Here is a 26,984-nt window from a genome sequence, read left to right on the forward strand (position 1 = left end):
CGTTCAAAACTATTAGATAGGACCGAGGCCAACCCGTGACCCAAGACATGCTCGAAGCCGGCCCCGTAGACGCCAAAGTACTCTCCGTCTTTGACTTCGACGGCACCCTCACCCACCACGACAGTTTCGTGCCCTTCCTCAAGTTTGCCTTTGGCACCGGTGAGTTCTATGGCCGGATGGTCAAGCTCGCGGTGCCGGGGCTGCGCTTTTTGGTGCGGCAGATCAGCCGGGATGAGTTGAAGGCGCAGTTGATCCGCACCTTTATGACCGGGGTGGAGAAGGCGTGGGTGCAGCAGAAGGCCGAGGAGTATTGCCAGCGCAACTGGGCGCGGTTGATGCGTCCGGCGGGGGTGTTGTCGGTGGAGCAGGAGTTGGGCTCGGGGGCGGTGGTGACGCTGTGTTCGGCGTCGCCGGCGTTGGTGTTGCAGCCGTTTGCCGATCGGCTGGGGATCAAGTTGATCGGGACTGAGCTTGAGGTGGTCGACGGGGTGCTGACCGGCAAGCTCACCGGCAATAATTGCCGCTGTGAGAACAAGGTGCTGCGGCTTGAGGCGGTGTATGGCGACCTCGGGGAGTATCGGCTGCGGGCCTGGGGCGATACGCGTGGCGATCGGGAGTTGCTGGCGGCGGCGCAGGATGCGCATTTTCGGCATTTTCATGCCAAGAAGAAAAAGCGCGCTCGGTTGCAGCGCTGATGCCGGTGATGGGGTTGGCCGTCAGACCGGGTCGCCCCCTTGGCTGCCTCGCTGGGGCTTGAGAGCTCCCACGGATTGATGTGAGCGCAGGCTTGGCCAGATTCGGCGCCGTAGCCGCTGATATTTGCGTAGTATCGCGCTATTCCACTCACGGACCCGAGCCCCATGAAATTCGACACGGCCTACAGCCTGAGTCTCGATGACAAGCTGTCGATCTACGACGTGCGAGACCTGAATTTCGACGAAACCGCCGCTTACGATTCGGAACAGGACAGTTTCCTGTGCCCTGACGATGCCTGCCGCGCGGCGTTCGATGCGCGCAATGCGTTGAGCACCTTCAACGCGAAAAACGTCAACTATGTGCGTACACCGCACTTCAAGAACAAGACCAGTACCCTGCACATCGAGGGTTGTCGCTACGCCACCACGCACAAAGCCGCTGCCGGCGAACACGACGACGAGCGCGAGGACCACTTCCCGTCGGAATTTGTGTTGGTACGCCGTACCTACGAGCGCAAAACGTCGATTGCCGGGGTGGACGCCGTTATTAGCCCACAAGGTCCAGCGAAAATTCTGTCAGGCAGCCCCAGTGCCTCGGTGGCCTTCAGCGATAGCCCCCCGGATAAAACCAGCGTGTTTGCTCACCCGGTGGAATGCTACGTCTCCAATATCGACGACAAGGACAGGCTCAAGCGCATGCCGCTGAAGATCGGCGAGCACACGGCAACCTATTGGGCGTTTTTCAAGAAAATCGAATACCTGCAAGACAACAAGGGCCTGATCTACTGGGGCAGAATCAAGGCGATCAAGGACTACACCAGCAGCTTTCGCATCGACTTCGAAAAGAAGGTATGGCTCGACAAGAAGCCCTACTCGGTCAACGTCTACCTGAGCAAAAAACTCATTGAGAACTACCGCAAGCGCACGGCGTTCCTGGAGCAGATCAAGGCCGCGGTGGACAGCGAACGCGCGTTGTATTGCTTCTTCTACGGTGTGACGCCTGAACTGAAACAGGTACCCAGCAAGAAGCATCCCGAGCAGACGTTCGGGGTGTTCAGCGCGAATATCGAGAACCTGGATCATCTGATTATTCGAGAGGCGCCGGGGGTGGAGTGACGGGTGGCTGAAAAGCCCTCAAAAAAATCCAGTTGATGAGCGGTCAAAACAACTGTACAAAAACACAGTATAGTTTGTCCTCCCCGTCGAACCCTGGAGAAACCCCATGTCCTCTCTGGCAATGAGCTCTTTCGTAGAACAGCAGATCGTCCTGCACCAATTCACCGCCAAACACAGCGTACAGGCCCGGGTCATGCTGGGTTGGAGCCAGGAAGACCTGGCGCGTCAGGCCGGCGTGGCTGTCACGTTGGTACGGCAGTTTGAAGGCCAGGGCGATGTCGATGATCAAACCCGTTTGAGCCTGGCATTTCGGTTGGAAGCGGAAGGTCTGGTGTTTTTCCCAGGGTTCGCGCCGGGGTGGGGCATGAGCGCTCGCCGATTCAGCAGCACCGCCAGCGAGCCCGTTACACAGGGGGTTATCTCTCGGCTGATGGGCTCGACAGCGCTCTCCATTGAGTCATCAGGCTCGCTACCCAATGGTGCGTAGCGTCCGGGTCCGCGCCCTCAACCAGCGGTTCAGCCAGGGCTGGCACCTCGATGGTGGCGCCGGCGCCTGCGGTACTCAGGATGCGGATGTTAGAGGCCGTGCCCCGCGTGCGTCAGGCGACAGGTAACTCTGTATCCCTGCACGAGCGCCGCAAGCGCGTCCTTGGACCACCGCGCGCCGTAGAACCATAGCGTCGTGCCATCCCCCAATGGCTCACCCAGCCTTGGGTAACCGTGCCAGCAAGCCGAATGGAACGCCGCACTCCGGCTGTCCGATACCAGGGCATCCAGTTGATGCTCATTGAGCAAGTCATCGATTTCATTACGGGCGTGCAGGTTGAACTGCAGGGTTTCATCAAGCGAGCGCGCAAAGACCGGCACCAGATGTGCCCCGGCTTGCCGCAGGACGTTTAGCGCACGAATAAAGCACGCACGGTGCTCAATGGAGCCGAGATCATATCGGTCGGCAAAGCCCACACGCTTGCCAGCCAATACCTTGGCGGCAGTCAGGGTGCTGTTGTTCTGTACCAGGGGTACCTCCACCATCACCGGCCCCCGAGGCTCGATCCCGCCTGAAGCAATGAGCGACAACGCAGGGTCACGCACAGGCTTCAGCGAGAGCGCCGGTGCGTCATAGCCGGGTATGGGCGTACCTTTCTCGAGTAGAAGTCGAGGATGGGGCGCGTTCCCAAAATCAATGCTGGACGGGCTTGCAGAGCGCGAGGTGACGAGCGATGAGCAGGCTGGATCGCGTGCTGGCCCCCATTCCGCCGGGCATACCAACCCCAATGTCCAATGTGTAGTGCATTTTCCGGCCATCAGGACCGCCCCTGAACAGTAATTTTCCGGGGATCATCGCACCCTTCACTGACGCCTGTCGCAGCCCTGAAACAGCTTGAAAACTCCTTTTTCCGACACCTCGGCCTTCAACTCACGAGTTGCTCCTGTGCGCCCTCACCCTGGGTTTCCACCTCCAGCCACCAGGCATGCCCGCGCTCAGGCTGGCTAAGGCTGAACGCCTGGCCCATCGACGGTGTGGTAATCGACACATTGCGTTCCCACGCCAGCGCCATGATGCGGTCAAACGGTTCGTGCCAGGCATGGAACGCCAGGTCGAAAGTGCCATTGTGAATCGGCAGCAGCCAACGCCCTTTAAGGTCGATATGCGCCTGTAAGGTTTGCTCCGGCTGCATGTGCACATGGGGCCAGTCGACGTTGTAGGCGCCGGTTTCCATCAGCGTCAGGTCGAACGGGCCGTACTGTTCGCCGATGCGTTTGAAGCCATCGAAATAACCGGTATCACCACTGAAAAAAATCCGCCGCGCACCGTCAACCATCACCCAGGAACACCACAGCGTCTGGTTGGCATCAAACAGCCCACGCCCGGAAAAGTGCTGCGCAGGCGTCGCGACAAAACGGATGCCGTCCACCTCGGTGCCCTGCCACCAATCCAGTTGACGCACCTTGCTGGCCTCCACGCCCCACTTGACCAGGATGTCGCCCACGCCCAACGGGGCAAGAAAATAACGGGTCTTGGCGGCCAACTGGACGACAGCCTTGCGATCAAGATGATCGTAATGGTTGTGGGAAAGAATCACCGCCTCCAGGGGCGGCAGCGCCTCAAGACTGATCGGCGGCTGATGAAAGCGTTTAGGCCCAGCCCAACTGAACGGCGAAGCGCGCTCGGCAAACACGGGGTCGGTCACCCAGAATTTGCCGCGCATTTTCAGCAGTACGGTGGAATGCCCAAGGCGAAACACGCTGTGATCCGGCGCTGCCAGCAGCTGTTCGCGCGTCAGCGGTTGCACCGGGATCGTCCCTACCGGCCGTGTGCTGCGCGGTTTGTTGAACAGCATGTTCCAGAAAATACGCAAGGTTTTGCCAAAGCCGCCGTGCTGCACAGGGGCCTCATTACTGAAGGGCGACTTGCCCTGCTCGGCAGTAGATGACGCGTCGACACGGGATGAGACGATGGCCATTGCAAAGTGACTCCTACGATCCGCAGACAAACTACACTGCACAGTGTAGTTTCAAGATTGCAACAAAATCCGGAGCAAGTAAACTACCGAGTGTAATTTTCCTTCAAGAGCCGAACGCCACCCATGACTGCCCCTCAACGCCTCACCGACCGCAAACGTCAAGCCATCGTGGCTGCGGCCATCGCTGAGTTTCGCGATAACGGTTTCGAGGTCACCAGCATGGACAAAATCGCCGCCACTGCCGGGGTGTCCAAGCGTACGGTGTACAACCACTTCCCCAGCAAGGAAGAATTGTTTGCCGAAATTCTTCATCAGCTCTGGGCCAGCAGCGTCGCGCAACTGGACGTTAACTACGCCAGCGACCGCCCCCTGCGCGAGCAGTTACGTGGGCTATTGCAGGCCAAGATGAAGATGATGTCGGACGCTAACTTTCTGGACCTGGCCCGCGTGGCTATCGCCGCCACCATCCATTCGCCGGAACGTGCCCAAGACATGGTCACCCGCCTGAGCCAACGCGAAGAAGGCTTCACCCAATGGGTACGCGCGGCCCAGGAAGACGGCCGCCTGTCCTGCACCGACCCGGCATTTGCCGCGCACCAGATCCAGAGCCTGCTCAAGGCGTTTGCGTTCTGGCCACAGATCACGCTGGGTCAACCAACCCTCGATGCGGCCAACCAGGCCAGTGTGATCGAGTCCGCCATCGACCTGTTCCTGGCCGGTTACGAAGTCTCGCGCCCTCAGCCCCAGTAACACCCTGTTGCGTGCGCGACATTTCAGGTCGCTTTTGACGCTTTCGCCCTGTCATTTGCGCAAATGGCCTCTAAGGACACTGATTAATACCCCGCCGATCACTGACAATATTCACCGGGATTATCCGATCAACGGCTAATCCAACGCGCGCGTACCGCCGTACAGGTAAAAAGCAGTTGAACCGGACATTTATGGAAAACAGACAAGGCAAAGGGCTTTCGTTTGCCATGCGTATCTACAGGCCAAGAATCATCGGCTCCGCCATGTGCAGCATCGGTGTGACTGCGGCCCTGTATCCGTTGGCGATGCCGGACTGGGTCTGGGCCTTGCTGCTGGTCAATGGTTTTGTCTGGCCCCACTTGGCGTATCAACTGGCAACCCGCGCCAAAGTCCCCTACGACGCCGAACAGCGCAACCTGATGTATGACGCGTTATTCAGCGGGTTCTGGGCTGCGACCTTGCAGTTTACGCCGCTCATCACGGTGACCCTGCTGTCGATGGTGTCGATGAACAACGTCGCCGCTGGCGGCAAGCACCTGCTGTTACGCGGTGCACTGGCCCAACTGCTCGGCGTCGGGGTCGCGGGGTTGCTGTTTGGTGTGCACTTGAACCCCAGCGTCAACATGGCGCAGGTTTACGCGTGCCTGCCAATGCTCACCCTCTACCCGATGGCCATCGGCATGGTCTGCTATCAATTGGCGATCAAACTGTCGGAACACAAGCGCGCCCTCAGCGCCTTGAGTCGTATCGACAGCCTGACCGGCCTGCTCAACCACGGCTCTTGGAAGGACCTGCTGCAGCTCAAGTACCATGAGTGCCAGCAGCAGCGAAGCAGTGCCACCATTGCGCTGATCGATATTGATCACTTCAAACAGATCAACGACACCCACGGCCATATTGTCGGTGACGCCGTGCTACGCCAACTGAGCCTGGAGCTGCGACGCAACCTGCGGCAAAACGATCTGGCCGGCCGTTACGGCGGTGACGAGTTTTGTGTGATTCTTCCGCAAATGCGCCTGGAAGAAGCCGCGCGCATCATGGAAGGCCTGCGTGAAACCTTCAGCAATTACCGCGCGCCCCATATCCCGGAGCTGCGTGTGAGCCTGAGCATCGGCCTGGCGGATTTCCAGCCCGCCTTCACCGACGCGGCCATGTGGCTCAATGCGGCGGATCGGGCCCTGTATGCCGCCAAACATACGGGTCGAAACCGGGTCAACGTCAATGACACGCGGGTTGCCCAGTTCGCATGAATTTGCCCTGATGCACATCGCCTGAACCGTCCGCCCTGCCCTCGGCAATAGCAAAATGCCGCCACTGGTCGCCTACCCAAAAAAGGTCCTCCTCCCGGAGCGAACTTCTTGTCAGGCTGATCACTCTGAACCCGTTGTTCCCCCTCTGTCAGCACCAGGAAGTCTGACAATGAGCATGCCAACCGTGAGGCCCAGCGCCTACGGGGTAAGCGAATAACCAGGGATACCTCATACGCTTGCTTGTCCGAGCCCGCGAACATGCTATTCAACGCGCATAAAAAAACCATCAGCACGCTGCAACACACCCTTGCCCAACAGACAGGCCTGCTGGACGCCATCGAGCGCTCCATGGCTGTGATCGAATTTGATCTGCAAGGCCATGTGCTGCGCGCCAATGACAACTTCCTGAACACCCTGGGTTACCGCGCCGAGCAAGTCCTTGGCCAGCCCCACCGTATGTTCTGTACGCCTGCATTCGCCCGCAGTGCCGAGTACAACCAACTGTGGTCGAACCTGCGCAACGGCCAATTTCAATCAGGGACGTTCGAACGCGTGGGCCACCAGGGTCAGTCAGTGTGGCTGGAAGCCAGCTACAACCCGGTACGTGACTTTACGGGCCAGGTGGTCAAGGTGGTGAAGTACGCCATGGATGTCACCCCGCGCCTGCAAGCCGAAAGCGAAGCCAACGCCAAACTTCAAGCGATTGGCCGGGCGATGGCGGTAATCGAGTTCAACCTCGACGGCACCATCATCACCGCCAATGCCAATTTCCTGCAGCGCATGGGCTACACCCTTGCGCAGATCCAAGGCAAGCATCACCGTTTGTTCTGCCCGCCGGAACAGGTCGACAGCACGGCCTATAAGGAGTTCTGGCAGCGCCTGAACCAGGGCGAGCTGTTCAGCGGCCAGTTCGAACGCGTGGATAAAAACGGTCATACGGTCTGGCTCGAAGCCAACTACAACCCGGTGTACGACGCCAGCGGCCAGCTGTGCAAAGTGGTCAAATTCGCCTCTGACGTGACCGCAAGCGTGCAACAGCACGCGGCCGATGCTGCCAGCGCGGCGCAGGCGTACCACATTTCCCTGAGTACCCGGGACATCGCCGAAAAAGGCGCCGAGGTGATCCAGCAGAGTGCCAACGGCATGCGCGAAATTGCCGCCGACATCGACGGTTCATCGCAACTTATCGCCAAATTGGGTGAGCGATCACAGCAGATCACCACCATCGTCAACACCATTCGCGGCATTGCCGACCAGACCAATCTGTTGGCGCTCAACGCAGCAATCGAGGCCGCACGCGCCGGTGAGCAAGGACGCGGATTTGCCGTGGTGGCCGACGAAGTCCGGCAATTGGCGGCACGCACCAGCGGCTCAACGGCGGAAATTTCCAGCATGATCGCGATGATCCAGAACGAAACCCGCTTGGCCATCGAGAGCATGGACGGCACCCGCGACCGCGCCGCCCAAGGGGTGGATCTGGCCAATCGGGTCGGCAGTGTGATTCTGCAGATTCGCGAGGGCACCAGCGAGGCGGTACAGGCGGTGAGTGCGTTTGCCAGTGAGCGCGCCGGGCGCTAAGCAGGTTACGGGTTATTCATGGGTAAGACAGGTCGCCAGGGTTATAGTCAATCCTGTCTTAACGATGATGACCCGAGCCCGCCATGCACTCAGAAAAGCCCGACACAGCGCCCGTTGACCACCTGCGCTTCCACCGCGCCCATGCCCATTTGGCGCCCACCTTCGGCAACGACACCTTTGCGCTCAAGGCCGAAGCGTTCGCCCGCTTCTTCGGCACGCCGACCTTCCTCGGCGCGCAAACCGCCATCGTGGTGCTGTGGGTGGCACTGAACGCCACCGGCATCACCCACTTCGACGTGTACCCGTTCATCCTGCTCAACCTGGCCTTCAGCCTGCAATCGGCCTATGCCGCACCGTTGATCCTGCTGGCCCAGACCCGGCAAGCGGCACGGGACAAGGCCCAGTCAGACGCCGACGCGCAACACCGCGAGGCCCTGGCCATCGCCAATACCGAACGCCAGGCCCAGGCCGCGCAGACCACCAGACAGCTGCTGGAACTGCTCGAACAAAACACCCGGCTCACAGAGATGACCAAACAACTGACGGAACACATCGAAACCCTGACGTGTGAAATGCATGAGCATTTTGTGAGAAAAACCTGAAGCCCAGGTCGGTGGAGTGCGCCCTAAACGTTCATTTATTCAACAGGCGCACATGCCGTCCCAGTTCATCAAACAATGTCACCACCGAGCGTAACGCCCGGCAGTCGGGACGCGTGAGCAACCACAGCGCCGTGTCGTGCCCTGCCAATGCCGGCCCCAGCGGTTGCAGGGCGTCATCCAACAAAAAGTCGGGCAACGCCGCCACGCCGAGCCCGGCCCGCACCAGTTCGGTCACCGACAACATGCTGTTGCAACGATAGCCAGGGCGCACGCCCGGCAGGTGTTCGCGGCGCCAGGCGACGGTGGGGTGGTCGGGCAGGAAATCATCCGGGGCGATCCAGGCCAACTCAGCCAGCTCGCGATCGGCATGGCGCCGGGCATAGTCGGCATTGGCACACACGACGTATGACACAGTGCCGAGGCAGCGTCCTACAAGATGCTCCGGTGGCGTCTTGGTCAAGCGCAGGGCGATATCCGCATCGCGACGGCTGAGGTTAGCGAAATCATTGGAGGTACTCAGCTCCAGCGTGAGCGCCGGGTACTGTGGCATAAAGTGCGCCAGCGCCGGCAGCAGCAGGCCTTGCAACACCGAGTCGGTGCAGGTCAGGCGCACCGTGCCGCTGATCACTTCACCCCCCTGCTCCACGCCAATGCGCGCCGCTTCCAGGGCCTGTTCGGCACGCTCGGCCTGTTGCGCCAGGTCTCTGGCCAGGCTGGTGGGCAGGTAACCGGCGCGGCTTTTTTCAAACAGCGTCTGGCCCAGCGCCGCTTCCAGACGCCGCACCGCGCGGAACACTGTGGACACATCCACCCGCAGCAACGCCGCGGCCCGCGCCAGACTGGCGCCGCGCACCAGGGCGAGGATCAGCGCCAAGTCGGCATACTCCAGTGAATAGTGCGTGGTTGCATTGAGCATATGGGCAAACGCCAATATTGATTGCGTGAACGCCAATCTATAGTGCTACCCAGCCCCCCACAAGCCATGGACCGCATACGATGAACACCCGCCCCCTGCAGCTCGCCCTGATCGGCGATTACAACCCTGACGTCACCGCCCACCAGGCCATACCGGTCGCCTTAACGCTGGCCGCCGACAACCTGGACCTGAGCATTCAGGTGCACTGGCTCGACACCGATACACTGCCCCCGTCCCTGCATGAGTTCGACGGTTTCTGGTGCGTGCCCGCCAGCCCCTACCGCGATCCCGACGGCGCACTGCGCGCGATCCGGTTTGCCCGCGAACACAAGCGACCGTTCCTCGGCACCTGCGGCGGTTTTCAACATGCGGTGCTCTAATATGCCCGCAACGTGCTGGGCTGGGCCGATGCCGAACATGGCGAGCTGGCACCCGACGCTGAACGCGCGGTGATCACCCCCCTGAGCTGCGCGCTGGTGGAAGCGAGCGACACGGTGCGTCTGGTGCCTTACACGCGCATCGCCGAGGCCTACGGCACGCTCACTATTGAGGAAGGCTATCGCTGCCGTTATGGCATGAACCCCGCGTTTGCCGACGCGTTGCTCGAGGGCGATGTGATACCCAGCGGCTACGATGCGGCAGGTGACCTGCGGGCGATTGAGTGGTTGGATCATCCGTTCTTTGTCGCCACCTTGTTCCAACCCGAGCGTGCGGCGCTCAAGGGCATCACCCCCCCCCTGGCGATCGCCTGGCTCAAGGCCTGCCAGGGGCAAGCGGTATGATCGCCACAACGCCGGCCCCGCCTTATTACGCGGTGATTTTCAGCTCACTGCGCACCGAAGGTGATCAGGGTTACGCCGAAGCCGCCACGCGTATGCTGGCGCTGGCACGCGAGCAGCCTGGGTTTCTCGGGGTGGAATCGGCACGGGAGGATGGGTTGGGGATTACCGTGTCGTACTGGAGCAGCGAAGCGGCGATCCTGGCCTGGAAGCAACAGGCCGAGCACCAGGCGGTGCGCGAGCAAGGCCGCGCTACCTGGTACTCGGCGTTTCACACACGGGTGTGCAAGGTGCAGAGGGCTTATGGCTTTGCCCACTGAGCGCAATGTCAACTCACCAGACTGCGCAACGCACTGATCTGCGGGATCTCCACCCGGCGCATATACACGCGCAGCGGTTCGGTGATGTTGATCCGGTCGTCGATGTTCTGGTCCAGCAGCAACTGGATACGCTCGCGGGACAGGGTCATGGTTTGCTCGGGAGCCGGCAGCCAGACGAATTCGGCGGTAGGGATAATGCCGTCATCGGCCACGTCCATACCGAAGGAATCTTCGCTGAAACGCACGATGTACTGGCCGGTCTTGCGGTTAAGGCCCACAAACCCGTGGAGTGCGTCGGCGGCCTGGCAGATAAGCTCGGAGGTGATGCGCATGGTAAACCTCACTGAAAAGTCCCACTGGGACTGGAAAGATGGTTTACACGCGTGGCGAAAAGTACCGCCCTCTGATGGGGCGGCTGCGCTCAAGAGTACTGCAATGCCTGGCAAAAAAACCGAAAAAATTGGCGCCTGCGCACGTTAATGTCGGTTTGGTGATAGCGCCTTTGGCAATCAATTGTTAAAAAGGAGGCCTTCTCAAAGCTACCTCCACGAAAGGACTTCGCATATGCCTGTCACGTTTACCAAGAGCGCCTTGCTGCTGGCTCTGATGCTCGGCCTTGGCCAGGCGCAGGCGGCCGACCCGATCAGCCCGGCTGAATTGGCAACTAACGAAGGCATCCCGTACCCCGCCGTGATCGCGCACCGAGGCGCCTCGTACGATGCTCCGGAATCCACCGCCGCTGCCTATAAGGTCGCGCGCGACCTGGGCGCCGACTACCTGGAGCTGGACCTGCAACGCAGCAAGGACGGCGTGCTGTTCGCCCTGCACGACAACAACCTGCAACGCACCACCGACGTGGCCACCAAGTTCCCTGAGCGCAAAGATGCGCCGGCCAACGAATTCACCTGGAAAGAATTGCAAACCCTCGACGCCGGCAGTTGGTTCAACGCCGCCTACCCGGACCGCGCACGCCCGGGTTTCGTCGGCCTGAAGATCCTCAGCCTGGACGACATCATCAAGATCGCCGAAGGCAACCCCGAGCACAAACCCGGGCTGTACATCGAAACCAAAGAACCCAAGCAATTCCCCGGCATCGAAGCCGACCTGAAAAACAAGCTGCTGGACAAAGGCTGGCTGAGCTCCGCCGGTTCCAAGCTGGGCAAGAGCAAGACCGGCGTCGGCCAGGGTAAAGGCCGCGTCGTGCTGCAAACCTTTGAAACCGCGAGCCTCGAAGCGCTGCAAAAAGAGATGCCCAACACCCCGAAAATCCTGCTGTTGTGGGTGGGCGAAGGCAGCATCGAACCGAAATCCAAGCAGACCTTCGCCGAGTCCGGCGAGCCGACCAAGGCCGCCTACTATGCCAAGCAAGAGCCGAAAGACGCCGCCGAATTCGAGAAGTGGGTCGACGAAGCCAAGCGCCTCGGCGCCATCGGCACCGGCCCGTCGGCAGAGCTGACAGACCATGGCGACCAGAGCTACTCCGACCTGGTCAAGCCTGAGATGAACAAGCTGACCCACGACAAAGGCTTGCTCGTTCATGTCTATACCGTGGATGAGCCGGTGGATTTTGAAAAAGTGATGAACGCCGGCGTCGACGGCATCTTCACCAACCGCGCCGCCGAACTGCTGAAGTTCTACAAGCGCTGGCCGTCGTCGAGCGTGCAGGATTTGCTCAACGACTATAAATACTGAGTGAGACGGCCGCTGATCTCAGTGCGCCATTAAGGATGAATTAAGTTGCGCTGGTTAATCTGGCGCCACTTAAACAGCTCACCAAAGAAGGACACACCATGAAAACTTTGACCGCTTTGTTCACTGCCGCTGCCCTGACCCTGACTGCCGGCCTGGCCCAGGCTGATGTTCGTCCGGACCAGATCGAAGGCCTGCTCAAGTCCGGCGCCGTGATGCCTTTCGACAAGCTCAACGCCGCCGCCGTCAACCTGCACAAGGGCGCCACCATCACCGACACCGAGTTGGACACTAAACACGGTATGGCTAATGAATATGTCTACGAAGTCGATCTGACCGACACCGCAGGCAAGAAGTTTGAAGTCAAGCTCGACGCCAAAACCGGCGCTGTGCTGGAAAACAAGCAAGACACCTGAGTTAAATCTCTAAAAAAACCGCGTCACCTTCGGGTGACGCGGTTTTTTTATGGGCACCGTTAAACCGTCACATAACCGTCATATCGGCTTGCAATGATTCGCCCACGCGATCCTGTGAAACGTCCTACAGGCGCTTTCTCTGCGAGCCTCCATGAACCACAGCATTGACCACAGCCATCAGGATTCCGATCTGTTTGGCCTGCTTTACGGTTTTCGTTTTCGCGCCGGTGAAAAAGGCGAACAGCTTGATTCGGCCGCGGCGCTGGCGGCATTGAAAGGGCCACAAGACCCGCAAGAGTTTTTGTGGCTGCACCTGAACCTGGCCCACGCCGCCTGCGAGCGCTGGATGCAGGCGCATCTGGATCTGCCGGAAGAATTCTTCGAAGCCCTGCACGAGGGCTCGCGCTCCACGCGTATCGAACATGTCGATTCGGCCTTGCTGGCCGTGGTCAACGACGTAGTGTTCAACTTCAACAGCATGGTCTCGTCGGATATTTCCACGCTGTGGGTGTGCGCCCGCAGCCACTTGTTGATCAGCGCACGCCTGCAACCCCTGCACTCCGTGGACAAATTGCGTTCCTCGGTCAAAGCCGGCGAACGCTTTCGCTCGCCCCTGGAGTTGCTGGTGCATTTGCTGCGCGACCAGGGCGAAGTGCTGACGCAGATCGTGCGCAAGACCAGCATCAGCGTCGACCACATCGAAGACCAGTTGCTGTCTTCGCGCCTGTCCACCAACCGCGCCGAACTGGGGGCCGCCCGTCGTGTGCTGGTGCGCCTGCAACGCCTGCTGGCGCTGGAGCCGGGTTCACTGTTGCGCCTGCTCAACCGCCCACCGCAATGGCTGCAAAAGGAAGACGTGAAAGAACTGCGCAAATCCACTGAAGAGTTTGCGCTGATCATCAACGACCTCACGGCCCTGGGCGAACGCATCAAGCTGTTGCAGGAAGAGATTGCCGCCAACCTCAACGAACAAAGCAACCGCACACTGTTCACCCTCACGGTGGTCACAGTGCTGGCGTTGCCGATCAACATCATCGCCGGTTTTTTCGGCATGAACGTCGGCGGCGTACCGCTTTCCCAGGACCCTGAAGGCTTCTGGATTCTGGTGGCATTGGTGGCGACCTTCACCCTGATTGCCGGGCGCTGGGCCTTTCGCAAGCGCAGGGATTACTGACCAGCGGCGCGCTCAATCACCCAAAGACTGACATAGGGCAGCATCTTTGTAACATTCTGCAATGACTATGAACGACATCCTTCATTATCTGGATGCTCCGGCATGGCCACCCCGTCACTCACCGCCTCCACCCACACCTCACACGCTGATCCCACCCCCAGGCTGGACAAAAAACCCAGCCTGGTGACGGTGATCATTTTCTTCGCCGTATTGGCCATGGGCCTGTTGTTCACCGCCTACAGCCTGATGCACGACATGAAAGAACTGGGCACGGTGGTCACCACCTGGACGCCGTTCCTGCTGCTGGGCGTGGCACTGCTGATCGCCCTGGGTTTCGAGTTCGTCAACGGTTTCCACGACACCGCCAACGCGGTGGCAACGGTGATTTACACCAACTCGCTGCCGCCGCATTTTGCGGTGGTGTGGTCGGGCTTCTTCAATTTTCTCGGTGTGTTGCTGTCCAGCGGCGCGGTGGCGTTCGGCATCATCGCCCTGCTGCCGGTGGAGTTGATTCTGCAGGTGGGTTCCTCGGCCGGTTTCGCCATGATCTTCGCCCTGCTGATCGCCGCGATCCTGTGGAACCTGGGCACTTGGTGGCTGGGGCTGCCGGCGTCGTCGTCCCACACACTGATCGGTTCGATCATCGGCGTGGGCGTGGCAAACGCCTTGATGCACGGGCGTGATGGCACCAGCGGCGTGGATTGGAGCCAGGCAATCAAGATCGGTTATGCGCTGCTGCTGTCGCCGCTGATCGGTTTCGCGTTTGCCGCAATGTTGCTGCTGGCCCTGCGCGCCTTTGTGAAGAACCGCGCCCTGTACAAAGCCCCCAAAGGCAACAGCCCGCCGCCGTGGTGGATCCGCGGCATGCTGATCGCCACCTGCACCGGCGTGTCGTTTGCCCATGGCTCCAACGATGGGCAAAAAGGCATGGGCCTGATCATGCTGATTCTGGTCGGCACTCTGCCGATGGCCTATGCGCTGAACCGCACCATGCCCGCCGAGCAGTCGTTGCAGTTTGCGGCGGTGGCCGAAGTGACCCAGGTGGCGCTGATGAAAACCGCGCCACAGGCATTGCCGGGTGACCCGCGACCGATCCTGTCGACTTATGTGCGCACCAAAGAACCGACCCCGCAACTGGTGCCGGCCCTCGCCTCGCTGACCGGCCACATCGGCGAAGAAGTCAAAGGTTACGGCTCGCTGGCCAAAGTGCCCGCCGAAGCCGTCGGCAACGTGCGTAACGACATGTACCTGACCAGCGAAACCATTCGCCTGATGGACAAAGGCAAGGTCGGCAATTTTGACGCCGACACCCAAAGCAAGCTGCAACTGTTCAAGCAGCAGATCGACGACGCCACGCGCTTTATTCCGCTGTGGGTCAAGATCGCCGTGGCCATCGCCCTGGGGCTGGGAACCATGGTCGGCTGGAAGCGCATCGTCGTGACAGTCGGCGAGAAAATCGGCAAGACCCACATGACTTACGCCCAAGGCGCTGCGGCGGAAACCGTGGCGATGCTGACCATCGGCGCGGCGGATATGTATGGGTTGCCGGTGTCGACCACCCACGTGTTGTCCTCCGGCGTGGCGGGGACCATGGTGGCCAATGGCGCGGGCTTGCAGATGCGCACCATCCGTAATCTGTTGATGGCCTGGGTGCTGACCTTGCCGGCGGCGATTGTGTTATCCGGCAGCCTCTACTGGCTGTTCACTAAACTCTTCTGACGCGACACCGATTGAACAGATGGGAGGGGCTCGCCGCCTCCCACCTGCGAAATGGGCATCAATGGTTGAACAGCGCAGTCATTGCCTTGAGCCGTTTTTTGTACACCCGCCGCGCCTCCAGCGCCTGCTCCAACGTCACCGCCACAAACCCCGCCCGCTGGTTCGGCTGCATCTGCCCGATCAAGTCCAGGTCGGCACTGATCACGGTGCCGATCATCGCGTAGCCACCGCCTGACACCGCATCGCGATGCAACACAATCGGCTCCAACCCCGCCGGCACCTGGATCGAACCGATGGGGTAGCAACTGTCGACGATATTGGAAGGGTCCGACCCTGCACCGAACGGCTGTTCCCGCGGCTCGAAGCTCAACGCGCTGCCGCCCTTGAAGCGATAACCGATGCGGTCCGCTTCGGAACCGACGGTCCACGGTTCGGCGAAAAAGCTGCTTTTAGCCGCAGCCGCCAGGCGCTCGTAATACAGACCGGGGACGACACGCAGGGTGATATCGCCGCCCACCGAACGGCGCAACGCCATCGGCAGACTGTTGCCGGCCCGCCCCTGCCCACTGGGTTCGCCGAGGGGCAACTCGTCGCCCTCTTGCAAGCGCCGCCCGTGAAACCCGCCGAGTGCACCGAGGGTGTACGTGGAGCGGCTGCCGAGCACCAACGGCACGTCGATACCGCCGGCCACGGCGAGGTAGGTGCGCGCGCCGGCCTTGGGAAACTCAAAACGCAGCACCTGCCCGGCACGCACATGGAAGGCGGTGTCCTGGTGCACCACTTCACCGTCCAGGCGCGGCGACATTAACGCGCCGCTCACGGCTGCCAGCGTATCCTGCTGGAACTCCAACTCAGGCCCGATCAAGGTGCATTCCAGCCCCGCCGCGCCAGGCGGGTTGCCCACCAGGTGGTTGGCCGCGCTCAACGCGTACTGGTCCAAGGCCCCCGAAGGCGGAATGCCCAAGTGGTAATAGCCTTCGCGGCCGAGGTCCTGCACCGAGGTGGCGAGGCCGGGTTTGAGGACCTTGATCATGCCAGCGCCTCCTGCAGGGTTTTCGGATAGCCGATGGGGTCGGCGAGAAACGCGTCGAGAGAAAATTCCACCGGGCGGATGCGCAGGTCGAAACGTCCGGCGTCCACCTCGGCCACGGCCAAATCGTATGCATCGCGCTCTATGGGTTTGAACTGCACGATGTCACCGGGGCGAAAGAACACCATGTGCTCCTTGAGGTAGGCCAACTGCTGCGCCGGGTCGTAGATCGGGGCCGGGGTCACGCCGAACATCTGGTAACCACCGGCGCCGCGCACCGAGTAGATGCAGCCGAAACAGCCGCCGTGGCCGAGGGTGAGTTTGGGCGTGTCGGTACGTGGGCGCAGGTACTTGGGCACCTGCAATTGCCGCGCGCGTTCGACCATCTGGAACATGAACGGCAGGCCCGCCACAAACCCGACCATCGACACAAACCACGGCGCGCCGCTGTGGGCGGCGATAAACGCGTCCACATCGGCCAGGCCGTTGATGCGCGCGGCGTACTCCAGGTCGGTGCCGCCGGGGTCCTGATGGCGGTCGCGAAAACGCATCAGGGTTTCGTGGGTCCAGGGGTCGTTATAGAGCACCGGGATTTCGATGATGCGCGTGTGCAAGGTGCGTTCGGCCACGGCCTGGGCTTCGGCGCCTTGCACGGCGTCGAGCAGCACATGGGGCGCGATCCGGTCGGGGTCGAAGCGGATCTGGAACGAGGCATTGGCCAGGCACACATCCAGCACACCGTCCAACGCCAGGCGTTCCACCGCACGGGTCACCGCCATGCCCTTGAAGAAGGCCTGCAGCGACATGCTGTCGCTGACCTCGGCGAACAGGTGTTCATCACCGCCGAAGCTGTAACGGATGGGGGACGTTTCAGCCATGTCTGTTCCTCTTGGAATCGTTATAGAAAGGCAGGCAAAAAAGTAATGAGGTGATCTTATTGGGGTGTTCTTACCAGGATGCCCGCCAGGTCCAACGCCTCGCGGGTCGCTTCCACCAGTTCCAGGGCACCAGGGGTGTCGCTGTGCAGGCAGATGGAGTCAAATTCGATAAATAGGTCTTCACCTTCCACGGTGCGCACCAGCCCAGTCTGACAAGCCCGTAGGACACGCGCCGCCACCGTTGCAGGATCCAGCGCACGCACCTGGCGGGTAAACACGATTGAGCCCGTCAGGTCGTATTCACGGTCGGCATAAAACTCGCGCACCACCGGTTGCCCCAGCTCTTTGGCGACCCGCCAGATCACCGAATCTGGCATGCAGTACAGCAACAGCGTCGGCTCGATGAGTTGCAGATTTTGCACCAGCAGTCGCGCGGCTTCTTCGTCGCGGGCCAGGTGCATGTAGAGCGCACCGTGGGGCTTGATGTGTTGCAGGGTCAGGCCTTGGGCACGGGCGATCTCACGCAGCGCGCCGAGCTGGTAGAGCATGTCGTCCACCAGTTCCTGGGCCGGCGCATTGATATGCCGACGGCCGAACCCCACCAGGTCACGAAAGCCCGGATGCGCGCCAATGGCCACGCCCAACTGCTTGGCACGCGCCACGGTGCGGCGCATGGTGCCGGGGTCGCCGGCGTGAAAGCCGGTGGCGATATTCGCCGAGCTGATGTAGGCCATCAGTTCCGCGTCGACGCCATCGCCGATGGTCCAGGGGCCGAAGCCTTCGCCCATGTCCGAGTTGAAATCCACTGCCTGCATCGAAGTCGCTCCGCCCGAGATGATGTAAGAAAAGTAGGCTGCGTCTTGACCCCTTGGGAAGATCTATTATCAGATGGGCCTTCTTCTGAAAATCAGATACGCCTACCGATTGGAGAGGCCGATGTCCCTGACCTTGCGTCAAGTGCGCTACTTTGTCGCCACCGCCGAGATCGGCCAGATTTCCCAGGCGGCAATCCACCTGAACATTTCCCAGTCGGCCGTGACCACGGCGATCAAGGAGCTGGAGGCGATGCTCGGCGTGCAGCTGTTTGTGCGCTCGGCCCAGGGCATGAGCCTGACCGACGCCGGACGGCATTTTCTCAACCGCGCCTACGTGATCGTGCGCAGTGTCGACGACGCCTTGAACAGCCCGTTGCCCGACCACCGCGCCAGCGGCGTGCTGCGCCTGGCGGCCAGTTACACGGTGTTGGGTTATTTCCTGCCGCACCACTTGCAACGCCTGGAGCACTGGCACCCGGACGTGAGCATCGAGGTGTTCGAGCAAGAGCGTCAGGCCATCGAACAGGGCTTGCTCGACGGGCAGTTCGACATGGCGGTGGTGCTCACCGCCAACCTCAAGCACCCCGATATCGTCTCTGAAATTCTGTTCAACTCCGAGCGCCGCCTGTGGCTGCCCAGCCATCACCCGTTGTGCGAACGCGGCGCCGTGAGCCTGGCGGACGTGGCGCAGCAGCCCTACATCCTGCTCACCGTCGACGAGGCCGAACACAGCGCCATGCGTTACTGGGAACAGGCCGGGCAGACGCCGGATGTGCGCCTGCGCACCAGCTCGGTGGAGGCGGTGCGCAGCATGGTTGCCAATGGCAGCGGCGTGGCGATTCTGTCGGACCTGGTGCACCGGCCCTGGTCACTGGAAGGCAAGCGCATCGAAACCCTGACTGTCACCGACCCGGTCACGCCCATGAGCGTGGGCCTGGCCTGGCACCGCGAGCGCGCCTTTACCCCGGCGATGCAGGCGTTTCGCGATTACTTCCACGATGCATTCCTGGCGCCGCAGCAGTTGTCGGCCAGGCGTTAAAGCTGGGTTTGCAAGGTGTCGGCCAGCCACTCCATAAACACCCGCACCCGCAGCGGTAGATGCCGTTGCCCGGCGTACAGCAACGACACGTCCAGCGGCGGCGCCGGGTAGTCCGGCAGGACCGCGACCAACTCACCGCTGGCCAACTCATCGCCAATGCCCAACGCCGGTACCTGAATGATCCCAAAGCCACCCAGGCACGCCGATTTATACGCGTCGGTGCTGCTGACCGTGACGCGCCCGGCCATGGCGATGCGTTGCACCTTGTTGCCCAGCATGTATTCGAACCCCGGCGAGCGTGAGCCCAACGGCCGCACGTAATGCACCAGATGGTGATTGGCCAGGTCGGCCAGTGTGTGCGGCACGCCGAAGCGTTGCAGGTAGGTGGCGCTGACGCAGTTGATCATCGGCATGCTGCACAGCCACCGCGCCACCACGGTTTGATCAGGCTGCGCGCCCACGCGCAACACACAATCGAAGCCTTCGGCGAGCAGGTCGACCTGGCGGTCGGTGGTGCTGATCTCCAGCTCAATCAGCGGGTGCGCATCCATGAACTGCGGCAGGCGCGGCAGGATCAGGTCCCGTGCCATGACGTTGGACATGTCCACCCGAATGCGCCCGGACAGCTGGGCTTCATCCTGGCGAAACATGCCTTCCAGTTCTTCCATATGGGCCAGCAAGTCCTTGCTGCGCTCATACAACACGCGACCGTCCTGGGTGGCCTGCACCTTGCGTGTGGTGCGCTGCAACAGGCGTGCGCCGAGCAGTTCCTCCAGCGCCCGGACATGTTCGGACACCGTGGAGCGCGGCAGGCCCAGGCTCTCACCGGCCTGGGTAAAACTCGACAGTTCGGTCACGCGCACGAAGGTGCGCAGCAGCTCAAGTTTGTTCATGGGATTGTTCGCCTTATCCGGCCAGTGATTCCGGTACGGCCCTGTTTATCACGTTGTGAGCGGACAAATACACTCAATCCCACACTGACAACCGAAGAGGACTGCACCATGACCCGTAAAATCGCACTCATCACCGGCGCCAGCCGTGGCTTGGGCAAAAGCGCTGCATTGCACCTGGCTGCACAAGGCGTGGACATCATCGGCACTTACCACAGCAAGGCCGACGAGGCGCAGGCCGTGGTGGCCCAGATCGAACAACTTGGGGGCCGCGCCGCGATGCTGCACCTGGACGTGAGCCAAAGCGCGACGTTCGACGCTTTCGTCGGCAATGTCGCTGACGTGCTCACGGAAGTCTTCGCACAGGATCGCTTGGATTTTCTGATCAACAACGCCGGGATCGGTATTCATGCCAGCTTTGCCGAAACCACCGAAGCCCAGTTCGACCAATTGGTCGCGATCCAATTCAAGGGCCCGTTTTTCCTGACTCAGAAGCTCTTGCCGCTGATCCGCGACGGTGGCCGCATCCTTAACGTCTCCAGCGGTCTGACCCGGTTCAGCCTGCCCGGTTATGCGGCGTATGCGGCGATGAAAGGCGCGATGGAAGTGCTGACCCGCTACCAGGCCAAGGAGTTGGGCGGGCGTGGCATCAGCGTCAACACCCTGGCCCCCGGCGCCATTGAAACCGACTTCGGCGGCGGCGCCGTACGCGACAATGCCGACCTCAATACCATGGTGGCCAACAACACCGCCCTGGGCCGTGTCGGTTTACCGGAGGATATCGGTGGTGCGATCGCCGCGCTGCTGGCCGACGGCAGCCACTGGATCACCGGCCAGCGTATCGAGGCTTCGGGCGGCATGTTTTTGTAGGAGCTTTTCGCGCAGTACGTCATAGCCCCAGTGATAGACATAGGTGTACGGCAAAAAGAACAGCAGTACGCCGATGTCGAGGATAAACGCCTGCAACAGGCTGACGTTAAGCCATGCCGCGATCAACGGCACGCACACCAGGATCAGCCCGCCTTCGAACAGGAGGGCGTGGAGTATCCGGGTCCGGGCGTTGTCGGCCAGTTGCAGGCGCACCTTGAGGCGGTCGAACAGGCCGTTGAAGATCACGTTCCAGGTCAATGCCATAAGGCTGATCGCCAGGGTGACCATGCCCATTTCCAGGGCCGGTTTATCCATGATCCACGCCAGTAATGGGGTGCAGATCAACAAGGCCAGGGCTTCGAAACCGATGGCCTGGCCGACGCGTTCAGTGATGGATTTGGTCGGGCTCATGCGCCGTCTCCGCAGGTGATGATGGTTGCCATCATTACCCTTTGACTCGATACTTCATAACCAATAACCATCGATCAAGGCGATAGTCATGGCGTCTCACGAAGTGCTGCAGGCGTTTGTCCAGGCGGCCACACAGGGTTCGTTTTCCGCCGCCGCACGTAAATTAGGCAAAAGCCAGTCGACCGTCAGCGCGGCAGTGGCAAGCCTGGAAATCGACCTGGATGTGGTGCTGTTCGACCGCAGCAGCCGCAAACCCACGCTCACCCCCGCCGGCCATGTCTTGCTGCAACGCGCCGAGCAGGTACTGGAGGCCAGCAACCGTCTGGCGCTGGCTGCAAACCAGTTGGCTCAGGGCCTGGAGCCGAAGCTGACCATCGCGATGTCGGACACCTACCAGTCCGACCGCTTCGAGGTCGCCCTGCGCTGCTTCGATGAGCGCTACCCGGACCTGGAACTCGAATGCCTGATCGCCGAATGCGAAGACCTGATCGCCCTGGTGCAAAGTGGTCGGGCGCAGATTGCGTTTATTGAGCAACAGAACGTTTATCCAGCGGACCTGACTGCGGCGACCGTGGACGAACACACGGAGATTGCGCTGTTCGCGTCGCCGAAACACCCCTTGGCGGCGCTCAAGTCCATCACCGCGCACGCTCTGCAACAACACCGCGAACTGCGCCTGGCCAGCATCATCAACCCCAATGAAATCCGCGCCAATGGCCGGGTCTGGTCGGCGCCCAGTTATTTGATGTTGCTGGAAATGGCTCAGTTGGGTTTCGGCTGGGCGCCTATTCCGCGCTGGCTGGTGGAACGCTTTGGTGGCGGGCAACTGGTCGAACTCAAGGTGCGTGGCTGGCCGCGTTCGGTGGCCGTCGACGCCCTGTGGTCACGGCACCACCCGCCAGGGCCGGCGGGCAGTTGGTTGCTGGGCAAGATGTTGGAATAACTGAACATCACACCTGTGATGCACATCGGTTGATGGGCAGAGTCCCTCTTCAACTCGCCCGCCCCTGGGGCAAACCCGATAGACTGCGCGCTACTTGCAGCCCTTCGGACACCCCGATGCACACCCGCCTTGTCCCTTACGAGACGCTGACTGCCGTGCAGCAACAGCAGCTCAGCGCCCTCGAAGTTCACCCGGAGCAGTTGCCGTTTTGCGGCGATATGTACTGCGCGCTCAATGCGCTGTTGGCCAGGCCGAACCCCAGCGTCAAGGGCTTTGCCTTGCTGGCCGATGACACGCCGGTAGCTTTCCTCCTGCTCAAACGAGCGCCATGCCTGCCCCACTGGGCCGATGAACACAGCGCCACGCTGCATGCCTTGCAAGTGGATCGGCGGCAACAGGGCCGTGGGTTCGGTAAAGCGTGCATGCAGGCGTTGCCGCTGGCGACGCTTGAAGCGTGGCCGCAGATCAAGGGATTGGAACTGTCGGTGGACGCGGACAATGTCGCGGCGATGGGCTTGTATCTGGGCGCGGGCTGGCAGGACTGCGGCGAGGCGTATAAGGGGCGGGTTGGCTATGAGCGCAGGTTGAGCCGGGCCCTCACGCCCACGGGGTGAATGTCACGTAAACATAAGGTTTACAGGCCCGCCTCTGTTTACGTGACACTGGCCGCGGGCTCAGCCTCTTTCGCCAACCGGCAGCCAGATCTCCACCGTTCCGGTGCCCTTCCTCGAGTCAAAGTCAGCGCTATAGCGCTCGAAATCCGCGCCCATCACTTTGTAGCCCGAGTGCGGCAGCCATTCGAACATGATGCGTTCGTAGGTCTGCTCCAACGCCTGCACCGGCCCGTAATGGGCGAATACGGCGTAGTTGAGGGGTGGAATTTCCACCCCTTCGAAGTTGCTCGGCACGTCGCTTTTGCTGGGGACTTCCACCCCGGCCATGTAGTCGAATTCGCCGTGGCCAGGGTTATGGCAGACCCCATAGGTGAAAGCGCCGACGCGTTTTTTGATGTCCTTTACGCAGGAGTCGAACAACTCCCATAACTTGGGGATATCGCCCACGGTGGCCTTTGAATAACGCCCTTGCACCCCGGCGATCACCAGGGCTTTGCCTGCTTCCATGCGTGGCTCTAACGGTTGTTTTGTCTGCTGATCCATACGAACAGTCTCCTTCTTATGAGGGAACAAACCCGCATCGAGTATAGGGGCATATCCACGCTACGTGCCCTGTAGAAAATTTTCCTACGCATCTGGACAACTGGCCATCATCGACCGTATTGTCTGCCCGCAGGCCACCGCAGTGGCCGACGTCGCTCGGACGGTTCCGGGCGCTTACGTACTTCGAGGCCACAATGGCAGACCAAGGTTCGCCGCGCCGCTTTGCGCGCATAGATCGACTCCCCCCTTACGTATTCAACATCACTGCCGAGCTGAAGATGGCCGCGCGTCGTCGTGGCGAAGACATTATCGACTTGAGCATGGGCAACCCTGACGGCCCCACGCCGCCGCACATTGTCGAAAAACTCGTGCAAGTGGCCCAACGCGAAGACACCCACGGTTATTCCACCTCCAAGGGCATTCCTCGCCTGCGCCGCGCCATTTCGCGTTGGTACAAAGACCGCTACGAAGTGGACATCGACCCGGAAACCGAGGCCATCGTGACCATCGGTTCCAAGGAAGGCCTGGCGCATTTGATGCTGGCCACCCTGGATCAGGGCGACACAGTGCTGGTGCCGAACCCGAGCTACCCGATTCATATCTACGGTGCCGTGATTGCCGGCGCCCAGGTGCGGTCGGTACCACTGGTGCCTGGGGTGGACTTCTTTGCCGAGCTGGAACGGGCCATTCGCGGCTCGATCCCCAAGCCGAAAATGATGATTCTTGGCTTCCCTTCCAACCCCACCGCACAGTGCGTGGAACTGGATTTCTTCGAGCGCGTGATTGCGCTGGCCAAGCAATACGACGTGCTGGTGATCCACGATCTGGCCTACGCCGATATCGTCTACGACGGCTGGAAAGCCCCGTCGATCATGCAGGTGCCGGGCGCCAAGGATATCGCGGTGGAGTTCTTCACCCTGTCCAAAAGCTACAACATGGCCGGCTGGCGCATCGGTTTCATGGTGGGTAACCCTGAGCTGGTCAACGCCCTGGCGCGGATCAAGAGCTACCACGACTACGGCACCTTTACCCCGCTGCAAGTGGCGGCCATTGCCGCATTGGAAGGCGATCAGCAGTGCGTCAAAGACATCGCCGAGCAGTACCGCCAGCGCCGCAATGTGCTGGTCAAGGGCCTGCACGAGCTGGGCTGGATGGTGGAAAACCCCAAGGCCTCAATGTACGTCTGGGCCAAGATCCCCGAGCAGTATGCCGCCATGGGCTCGCTGGAATTTGCCAAGAAGCTGCTGCTTGAAGCCAAGGTGTGCGTGTCGCCGGGGATCGGCTTTGGCGAGTATGGCGACGACCATGTGCGCTTTGCGCTGATCGAGAACCAGGACCGGATACGCCAGGCAGTGCGGGGCATTCGCGGGATGTTCCGGGCGGATGGCGCAGTTAGAAAAACCGACGCCTGACGCGGTCACTATGTGGGAGAGGGCTGGCCCGCTCCCACATGTGTATGGGGTGATCACCCCATACACATGTGTCGGTTAGACCACCAACGACAGCAACATGATGAAGATCAACGCCACCACCGACAGGATGGTTTCCATCGCGGTCCAGGTCTTGAAGGTCTCGGCCACGGTCATGTTGAAGTACTGCTTGACCAGCCAGAACCCTGCATCGTTGACGTGAGACAGAATCAACGAGCCCGCCCCCGTCGCCAGAACCAACAGCTCGCGGTTGACCCCAGGGATCATGCCCACCACCGGCACCACGATGCCGGCGCCGGTGATGGTCGCCACGGTCGCTGAACCGGTCGCCACACGAATCACCGCCGCCACCAGCCATGCCAGCAGGATCGGATTGATCTGCGCGTTCACCGCCATATGGCCGATCACGTCACCCACGCCGCTGGTCACCAGCATCTGCTTGAAGCCACCACCGGCGCCGATGATCAGGATGATCGCGGCGGTCGGCGCAAGGCTGGCGTCGAGCAGCTTGAGGATCTGCTTGGCGTGAATACCCTGGCGACTGCCAAAGGTGTACAGCGACAGCAGCAGGGCCAGCAGCAAAGCGGTGATCGGGTGACCGATCATGTCCATCCAGTTGCGCACCACGTTGCCTTCGGCAAAGGCGATGTCGGCAAAGGTTTTAAGCAGCATCAGGAACACCGGTAACAGCACGGTGACCAGGGTGACGCCGAAGCTTGGCAGCGACTTGTTATCGGTCTCGCGGGCCAGTTGGTCGACCAGTTCCTGGGACGGGTTGCCCGGAATGTACTTGGCGATAAACGTACCGAAGATCGGGCCGGCGATGATGGCGGTCGGCAGTGCGACGATCAGGCCGTACAGGATGGTTTTGCCGATGTCCGCGCCAAACACGCCGATGGCCAGCAACGGGCCTGGATGCGGCGGCACCAGGCCGTGTACCGCCGACAGGCCGGCGAGCAGCGGGATGCCGATCTTGATCAGCGACACGCCGGTACGCCGTGCGACGATAAACACCAGCGGGATCAGCAACACAAAACCGATCTCGAAGAACAGCGGGATGCCCACCAGGAACGCGGCGAACATCATGGCCCATTGCACTTTTTCCTTGCCGAAGGCGCGGATCAGGGTCTGGGCGATCTGATCGGCGCCGCCGGACTCGGCCATCATCTTGCCGAGCATGGTGCCCAACGCGAGGATGATGCCGACAAAGCCGAGCACGCCGCCAAAACCGTCCTGGAAGGCCTTGATGATCTTGTCCACGGGCATGCCCGAGGTCAGGCCGAGAAAGCCGGCCGCAATGATCAGTGCGATGAACGGGTGCACTTTGAATTTGGTGATCAGAACGATCAAACCGATGATGGTGACGACTGCATCTAACAGCAGGTACGACTCGTGGGACATGCCAAACATGGGGGGTCTCTCCTGTTTGTTGTTGTTATTAAAGCGGGTGATGAATTTCCTGCCGGGGATAGCGCTATCTTTTCCGGCAAAAAATTATTGAGTTCGTTCAAAACCGTGCTTGAGCCACCAGGCATGGGTCTGCTCGGCCAGGGCTTCGACGCTGTCTTCGCTGGCGTTGAGGGCCAGGGTCAGCGGCTCGCCTTTGGGCGATTCGAGGGTGGCGAACTGGCTGTCTATGAGGCTCGCCGGCATGAAATGACCGGGGCGATGGGACACGCGGTCCGAGGCCACTTCACGGGTCAGTTCCAGAAACACGAAACCCAAACCCGGCGCGGCTTCGCGCAGGTGGTCGCGGTATTTCTTTTTCAGGGCTGAGCAAGTGAGTACCGGGTGTTCACCGGCCTTGAGCGAACGGCGCAGTTCATCGCACAGGATGTCGAGCCAACCGGCGCGGTCGTCGTCGTTGAGGGGGTGGCCGGCGCTCATCTTTTCGATGTTGGCGGCGGGGTGAAAGCTGTCGCCTTCAATGGCGGTGGCGCCGTTCAGGCGGCACAGCGCCTCGCTGACGCTGGTCTTGCCACAGCCGGCAACACCCATGATGACCAGGGCGGTAACAGGTTGACTCATGGAACACCTCAGGACGCAGATAGC

At 61.0% G+C, this 26,984-nt stretch carries 28 protein-coding genes and 3 pseudogenes; 19 read left to right on the forward strand and 12 right to left on the reverse strand.

The annotated features are described in order from the left end of the window. Positions 1-47 precede the first annotated feature (47 nt). The 3 genes from PSH59_RS19820 to PSH59_RS19830 all read left to right on the forward strand — a co-directional run bounded on the left by PSH59_RS19820 (position 48) and on the right by PSH59_RS19830 (position 2,298). Positions 48-695 carry an HAD-IB family hydrolase gene (locus PSH59_RS19820; RefSeq protein WP_053140030.1) on the forward strand — a complete coding sequence of 216 codons (648 nt, stop codon included), beginning with the start codon at positions 48-50 and terminating at the stop codon, positions 693-695. Positions 696-860: 165 nt separating this feature from the next. Further along, positions 861-1,811, forward strand: coding sequence for a hypothetical protein (locus PSH59_RS19825; RefSeq protein WP_305393504.1), 951 nt, complete (start codon positions 861-863; stop codon positions 1,809-1,811). Positions 1,812-1,917: 106 nt separating this feature from the next. Next, positions 1,918-2,298 carry a helix-turn-helix transcriptional regulator gene (locus PSH59_RS19830; RefSeq protein WP_248080195.1) on the forward strand — a complete coding sequence of 127 codons (381 nt, stop codon included), beginning with the start codon at positions 1,918-1,920 and terminating at the stop codon, positions 2,296-2,298. Positions 2,299-2,387: 89 nt separating this feature from the next. On the opposite strand, the gene PSH59_RS19835 is transcribed toward PSH59_RS19830, so the two are convergent. Beyond that, the gene (locus tag PSH59_RS19835; RefSeq protein ID WP_305393505.1) at positions 2,388-2,843 is read right to left on the reverse strand and encodes a hypothetical protein; all 456 of its coding nucleotides are present in this window, start codon (positions 2,841-2,843) and stop codon (positions 2,388-2,390) included. Positions 2,844-3,223: 380 nt separating this feature from the next. Then, positions 3,224-4,276 (reverse strand): MBL fold metallo-hydrolase, encoded by a 1,053-nt coding sequence (locus PSH59_RS19840; RefSeq protein WP_305393506.1) that lies wholly within the window; start codon positions 4,274-4,276, stop codon positions 3,224-3,226. A 123-nt stretch (positions 4,277-4,399) separates the two neighbouring features. Between PSH59_RS19840 and PSH59_RS19845 the strand changes: the two genes are divergently transcribed. From PSH59_RS19845 to PSH59_RS19860, 5 genes and pseudogenes are all read left to right on the forward strand, one after another. Beyond that, positions 4,400-5,026, forward strand: a complete 627-nt coding sequence (locus tag PSH59_RS19845) for a TetR/AcrR family transcriptional regulator (protein ID WP_248080191.1) — start codon at positions 4,400-4,402, stop codon at positions 5,024-5,026. Between the two features lie 191 nt (positions 5,027-5,217). After that, positions 5,218-6,276, forward strand: coding sequence for a diguanylate cyclase (locus PSH59_RS19850; protein WP_305393507.1), 1,059 nt, complete (start codon positions 5,218-5,220; stop codon positions 6,274-6,276). A 348-nt stretch (positions 6,277-6,624) separates the two neighbouring features. Beyond that, positions 6,625-7,254: pseudogene (locus PSH59_RS26420) on the forward strand (PAS domain-containing protein); the annotation flags it as partial. A gap of 165 nt (positions 7,255-7,419) precedes the next feature. Continuing rightward, a pseudogene (locus tag PSH59_RS26425) lies at positions 7,420-7,854 on the forward strand (methyl-accepting chemotaxis protein); the annotation flags it as partial. An 83-nt stretch (positions 7,855-7,937) separates the two neighbouring features. Next, positions 7,938-8,456 carry a DUF1003 domain-containing protein gene (locus PSH59_RS19860; RefSeq protein ID WP_017529101.1) on the forward strand — a complete coding sequence of 173 codons (519 nt, stop codon included), beginning with the start codon at positions 7,938-7,940 and terminating at the stop codon, positions 8,454-8,456. Between the two features lie 31 nt (positions 8,457-8,487). Here the strand turns inward: PSH59_RS19860 and PSH59_RS19865 are convergent, their stop codons facing one another. Continuing rightward, positions 8,488-9,372, reverse strand: a complete 885-nt coding sequence (locus PSH59_RS19865) for a LysR family transcriptional regulator (RefSeq protein WP_248080185.1) — start codon at positions 9,370-9,372, stop codon at positions 8,488-8,490. An 80-nt stretch (positions 9,373-9,452) separates the two neighbouring features. Between PSH59_RS19865 and PSH59_RS19870 the strand changes: the two are divergent. Further along, positions 9,453-10,154: pseudogene (locus tag PSH59_RS19870) on the forward strand (CTP synthase). Continuing rightward, positions 10,151-10,471 (forward strand): antibiotic biosynthesis monooxygenase, encoded by a 321-nt coding sequence (locus PSH59_RS19875; RefSeq protein ID WP_248080181.1) that lies wholly within the window; start codon positions 10,151-10,153, stop codon positions 10,469-10,471. The pseudogene PSH59_RS19870 and the gene PSH59_RS19875 overlap by 4 nt, the downstream one beginning before the upstream one ends. A gap of 8 nt (positions 10,472-10,479) precedes the next feature. On the opposite strand, the gene PSH59_RS19880 is transcribed toward PSH59_RS19875, so the two are convergent. Continuing rightward, complete coding sequence (locus PSH59_RS19880; protein ID WP_248080179.1) at positions 10,480-10,803, reverse strand: DUF2025 family protein; 324 nt, start codon at positions 10,801-10,803, stop codon at positions 10,480-10,482. Positions 10,804-11,035: 232 nt separating this feature from the next. Between PSH59_RS19880 and PSH59_RS19885 the strand changes: the two genes are divergently transcribed. The 4 genes from PSH59_RS19885 (at position 11,036) to PSH59_RS19900 (ending at position 15,469) form a co-directional block, all read left to right on the forward strand. Further along, complete coding sequence (locus PSH59_RS19885; protein ID WP_248080177.1) at positions 11,036-12,163, forward strand: glycerophosphodiester phosphodiesterase family protein; 1,128 nt, start codon at positions 11,036-11,038, stop codon at positions 12,161-12,163. A gap of 98 nt (positions 12,164-12,261) precedes the next feature. Then, complete coding sequence (locus PSH59_RS19890) at positions 12,262-12,576, forward strand: PepSY domain-containing protein (RefSeq protein ID WP_248080175.1); 315 nt, start codon at positions 12,262-12,264, stop codon at positions 12,574-12,576. Positions 12,577-12,727: 151 nt separating this feature from the next. Then, entirely contained in the window at positions 12,728-13,750 is a 1,023-nt protein-coding gene (locus PSH59_RS19895; protein ID WP_248080173.1) for a transporter, read from the forward strand. A gap of 102 nt (positions 13,751-13,852) precedes the next feature. Then, a complete protein-coding gene (locus tag PSH59_RS19900) occupies positions 13,853-15,469 on the forward strand; it encodes an inorganic phosphate transporter (protein WP_248080171.1) in 1,617 nt (538 codons plus the stop codon). A 58-nt stretch (positions 15,470-15,527) separates the two neighbouring features. Here the strand turns inward: PSH59_RS19900 and PSH59_RS19905 are convergent, their stop codons facing one another. From PSH59_RS19905 to PSH59_RS19915, 3 genes are read right to left on the reverse strand one after another with little or no spacing between them, the layout of a single operon-like run. Then, positions 15,528-16,502: a biotin-dependent carboxyltransferase family protein gene (locus PSH59_RS19905; protein ID WP_305393509.1), complete on the reverse strand. Its 975-nt coding sequence runs from the start codon at positions 16,500-16,502 to the stop codon at positions 15,528-15,530. Then, complete coding sequence (locus tag PSH59_RS19910) at positions 16,499-17,377, reverse strand: allophanate hydrolase subunit 1 (RefSeq protein WP_248080169.1); 879 nt, start codon at positions 17,375-17,377, stop codon at positions 16,499-16,501. The genes PSH59_RS19905 and PSH59_RS19910 overlap by 4 nt, the downstream gene beginning before the upstream one ends. 56 nt (positions 17,378-17,433) lie before the next feature. Continuing rightward, the gene (locus tag PSH59_RS19915) at positions 17,434-18,192 is read right to left on the reverse strand and encodes a 5-oxoprolinase subunit PxpA (protein WP_248080168.1); all 759 of its coding nucleotides are present in this window, start codon (positions 18,190-18,192) and stop codon (positions 17,434-17,436) included. A 121-nt stretch (positions 18,193-18,313) separates the two neighbouring features. On the opposite strand from PSH59_RS19915, the gene PSH59_RS19920 reads away from it, so the two are divergent. After that, positions 18,314-19,231, forward strand: coding sequence for a LysR family transcriptional regulator (locus PSH59_RS19920; protein ID WP_248080167.1), 918 nt, complete (start codon positions 18,314-18,316; stop codon positions 19,229-19,231). On the opposite strand, the gene PSH59_RS19925 is transcribed toward PSH59_RS19920, so the two are convergent. After that, positions 19,228-20,124: a LysR family transcriptional regulator gene (locus tag PSH59_RS19925; RefSeq protein WP_305393510.1), complete on the reverse strand. Its 897-nt coding sequence runs from the start codon at positions 20,122-20,124 to the stop codon at positions 19,228-19,230. The two genes, PSH59_RS19920 and PSH59_RS19925, sit on opposite strands and share 4 nt — an antisense overlap. 108 nt (positions 20,125-20,232) lie before the next feature. On the opposite strand from PSH59_RS19925, the gene PSH59_RS19930 reads away from it, so the two are divergent. After that, positions 20,233-20,991: an SDR family NAD(P)-dependent oxidoreductase gene (locus PSH59_RS19930; RefSeq protein ID WP_248080164.1), complete on the forward strand. Its 759-nt coding sequence runs from the start codon at positions 20,233-20,235 to the stop codon at positions 20,989-20,991. Here PSH59_RS19930 and PSH59_RS19935 read toward each other — a convergent pair. Next, a complete protein-coding gene (locus tag PSH59_RS19935; RefSeq protein ID WP_248080162.1) occupies positions 20,890-21,402 on the reverse strand; it encodes a multidrug/biocide efflux PACE transporter in 513 nt (170 codons plus the stop codon). The two genes, PSH59_RS19930 and PSH59_RS19935, sit on opposite strands and share 102 nt — an antisense overlap. A gap of 88 nt (positions 21,403-21,490) precedes the next feature. On the opposite strand from PSH59_RS19935, the gene PSH59_RS19940 reads away from it, so the two are divergent. Both PSH59_RS19940 and PSH59_RS19945 read left to right on the forward strand, forming a co-directional pair. Continuing rightward, complete coding sequence (locus PSH59_RS19940) at positions 21,491-22,345, forward strand: LysR family transcriptional regulator (protein ID WP_305393511.1); 855 nt, start codon at positions 21,491-21,493, stop codon at positions 22,343-22,345. A gap of 116 nt (positions 22,346-22,461) precedes the next feature. Then, positions 22,462-22,959 carry an N-acetyltransferase gene (locus tag PSH59_RS19945; protein WP_248080158.1) on the forward strand — a complete coding sequence of 166 codons (498 nt, stop codon included), beginning with the start codon at positions 22,462-22,464 and terminating at the stop codon, positions 22,957-22,959. 60 nt (positions 22,960-23,019) lie between these two features. On the opposite strand, the gene PSH59_RS19950 is transcribed toward PSH59_RS19945, so the two are convergent. Continuing rightward, complete coding sequence (locus PSH59_RS19950) at positions 23,020-23,502, reverse strand: GyrI-like domain-containing protein (protein ID WP_248080156.1); 483 nt, start codon at positions 23,500-23,502, stop codon at positions 23,020-23,022. A gap of 194 nt (positions 23,503-23,696) precedes the next feature. On the opposite strand from PSH59_RS19950, the gene alaC reads away from it, so the two are divergent. Continuing rightward, the gene (gene alaC / locus PSH59_RS19955) at positions 23,697-24,914 is read left to right on the forward strand and encodes an alanine transaminase (RefSeq protein ID WP_248080154.1); all 1,218 of its coding nucleotides are present in this window, start codon (positions 23,697-23,699) and stop codon (positions 24,912-24,914) included. Positions 24,915-24,989: 75 nt separating this feature from the next. Here the strand turns inward: alaC and PSH59_RS19960 are convergent, their stop codons facing one another. Both PSH59_RS19960 and PSH59_RS19965 read right to left on the reverse strand, forming a co-directional pair. After that, positions 24,990-26,342, reverse strand: a complete 1,353-nt coding sequence (locus PSH59_RS19960; protein WP_248080152.1) for a GntP family permease — start codon at positions 26,340-26,342, stop codon at positions 24,990-24,992. An 84-nt stretch (positions 26,343-26,426) separates the two neighbouring features. Next, on the reverse strand, positions 26,427-26,960 hold the full coding sequence (locus tag PSH59_RS19965) for a gluconokinase (RefSeq protein WP_248080150.1): 534 nt from the start codon (positions 26,958-26,960) through the stop codon (positions 26,427-26,429). Positions 26,961-26,984: the final 24 nt, after the last annotated feature.

Source organism: Pseudomonas sp. FP2309 (assembly GCF_030687575.1).
In the GTDB taxonomy this organism is placed as follows: domain Bacteria; phylum Pseudomonadota; class Gammaproteobacteria; order Pseudomonadales; family Pseudomonadaceae; genus Aquipseudomonas.

Bases quoted from the DNA above. Each gene is read 5' to 3' on its own strand.
- PSH59_RS19820 (WP_053140030.1), top strand. From the start codon at position 48: ATGCTCGAAGCCGGCCCCGTAGACGCCAAAGTACTCTCCGTCTTTGAC.
- PSH59_RS19825 (WP_305393504.1), top strand. From the start codon at position 861: ATGAAATTCGACACGGCCTACAGCCTGAGTCTCGATGACAAGCTGTCG.
- PSH59_RS19830 (WP_248080195.1), top strand. From the start codon at position 1,918: ATGTCCTCTCTGGCAATGAGCTCTTTCGTAGAACAGCAGATCGTCCTG.
- PSH59_RS19835 (WP_305393505.1), bottom strand. From the start codon at position 2,843: ATGGTGGAGGTACCCCTGGTACAGAACAACAGCACCCTGACTGCCGCC.
- PSH59_RS19840 (WP_305393506.1), bottom strand. From the start codon at position 4,276: ATGGCCATCGTCTCATCCCGTGTCGACGCGTCATCTACTGCCGAGCAG.
- PSH59_RS19845 (WP_248080191.1), top strand. From the start codon at position 4,400: ATGACTGCCCCTCAACGCCTCACCGACCGCAAACGTCAAGCCATCGTG.
- PSH59_RS19850 (WP_305393507.1), top strand. From the start codon at position 5,218: ATGGAAAACAGACAAGGCAAAGGGCTTTCGTTTGCCATGCGTATCTAC.
- PSH59_RS19860 (WP_017529101.1), top strand. From the start codon at position 7,938: ATGCACTCAGAAAAGCCCGACACAGCGCCCGTTGACCACCTGCGCTTC.
- PSH59_RS19865 (WP_248080185.1), bottom strand. From the start codon at position 9,372: ATGCTCAATGCAACCACGCACTATTCACTGGAGTATGCCGACTTGGCG.
- PSH59_RS19875 (WP_248080181.1), top strand. From the start codon at position 10,151: ATGATCGCCACAACGCCGGCCCCGCCTTATTACGCGGTGATTTTCAGC.
- PSH59_RS19880 (WP_248080179.1), bottom strand. From the start codon at position 10,803: ATGCGCATCACCTCCGAGCTTATCTGCCAGGCCGCCGACGCACTCCAC.
- PSH59_RS19885 (WP_248080177.1), top strand. From the start codon at position 11,036: ATGCCTGTCACGTTTACCAAGAGCGCCTTGCTGCTGGCTCTGATGCTC.
- PSH59_RS19890 (WP_248080175.1), top strand. From the start codon at position 12,262: ATGAAAACTTTGACCGCTTTGTTCACTGCCGCTGCCCTGACCCTGACT.
- PSH59_RS19895 (WP_248080173.1), top strand. From the start codon at position 12,728: ATGAACCACAGCATTGACCACAGCCATCAGGATTCCGATCTGTTTGGC.
- PSH59_RS19900 (WP_248080171.1), top strand. From the start codon at position 13,853: ATGGCCACCCCGTCACTCACCGCCTCCACCCACACCTCACACGCTGAT.
- PSH59_RS19905 (WP_305393509.1), bottom strand. From the start codon at position 16,502: ATGATCAAGGTCCTCAAACCCGGCCTCGCCACCTCGGTGCAGGACCTC.
- PSH59_RS19910 (WP_248080169.1), bottom strand. From the start codon at position 17,377: ATGGCTGAAACGTCCCCCATCCGTTACAGCTTCGGCGGTGATGAACAC.
- PSH59_RS19915 (WP_248080168.1), bottom strand. From the start codon at position 18,192: ATGCAGGCAGTGGATTTCAACTCGGACATGGGCGAAGGCTTCGGCCCC.
- PSH59_RS19920 (WP_248080167.1), top strand. From the start codon at position 18,314: ATGTCCCTGACCTTGCGTCAAGTGCGCTACTTTGTCGCCACCGCCGAG.
- PSH59_RS19925 (WP_305393510.1), bottom strand. From the start codon at position 20,124: ATGAACAAACTTGAGCTGCTGCGCACCTTCGTGCGCGTGACCGAACTG.
- PSH59_RS19930 (WP_248080164.1), top strand. From the start codon at position 20,233: ATGACCCGTAAAATCGCACTCATCACCGGCGCCAGCCGTGGCTTGGGC.
- PSH59_RS19935 (WP_248080162.1), bottom strand. From the start codon at position 21,402: ATGAGCCCGACCAAATCCATCACTGAACGCGTCGGCCAGGCCATCGGT.
- PSH59_RS19940 (WP_305393511.1), top strand. From the start codon at position 21,491: ATGGCGTCTCACGAAGTGCTGCAGGCGTTTGTCCAGGCGGCCACACAG.
- PSH59_RS19945 (WP_248080158.1), top strand. From the start codon at position 22,462: ATGCACACCCGCCTTGTCCCTTACGAGACGCTGACTGCCGTGCAGCAA.
- PSH59_RS19950 (WP_248080156.1), bottom strand. From the start codon at position 23,502: ATGGATCAGCAGACAAAACAACCGTTAGAGCCACGCATGGAAGCAGGC.
- alaC (WP_248080154.1), top strand. From the start codon at position 23,697: ATGGCAGACCAAGGTTCGCCGCGCCGCTTTGCGCGCATAGATCGACTC.
- PSH59_RS19960 (WP_248080152.1), bottom strand. From the start codon at position 26,342: ATGTTTGGCATGTCCCACGAGTCGTACCTGCTGTTAGATGCAGTCGTC.
- PSH59_RS19965 (WP_248080150.1), bottom strand. From the start codon at position 26,960: ATGAGTCAACCTGTTACCGCCCTGGTCATCATGGGTGTTGCCGGCTGT.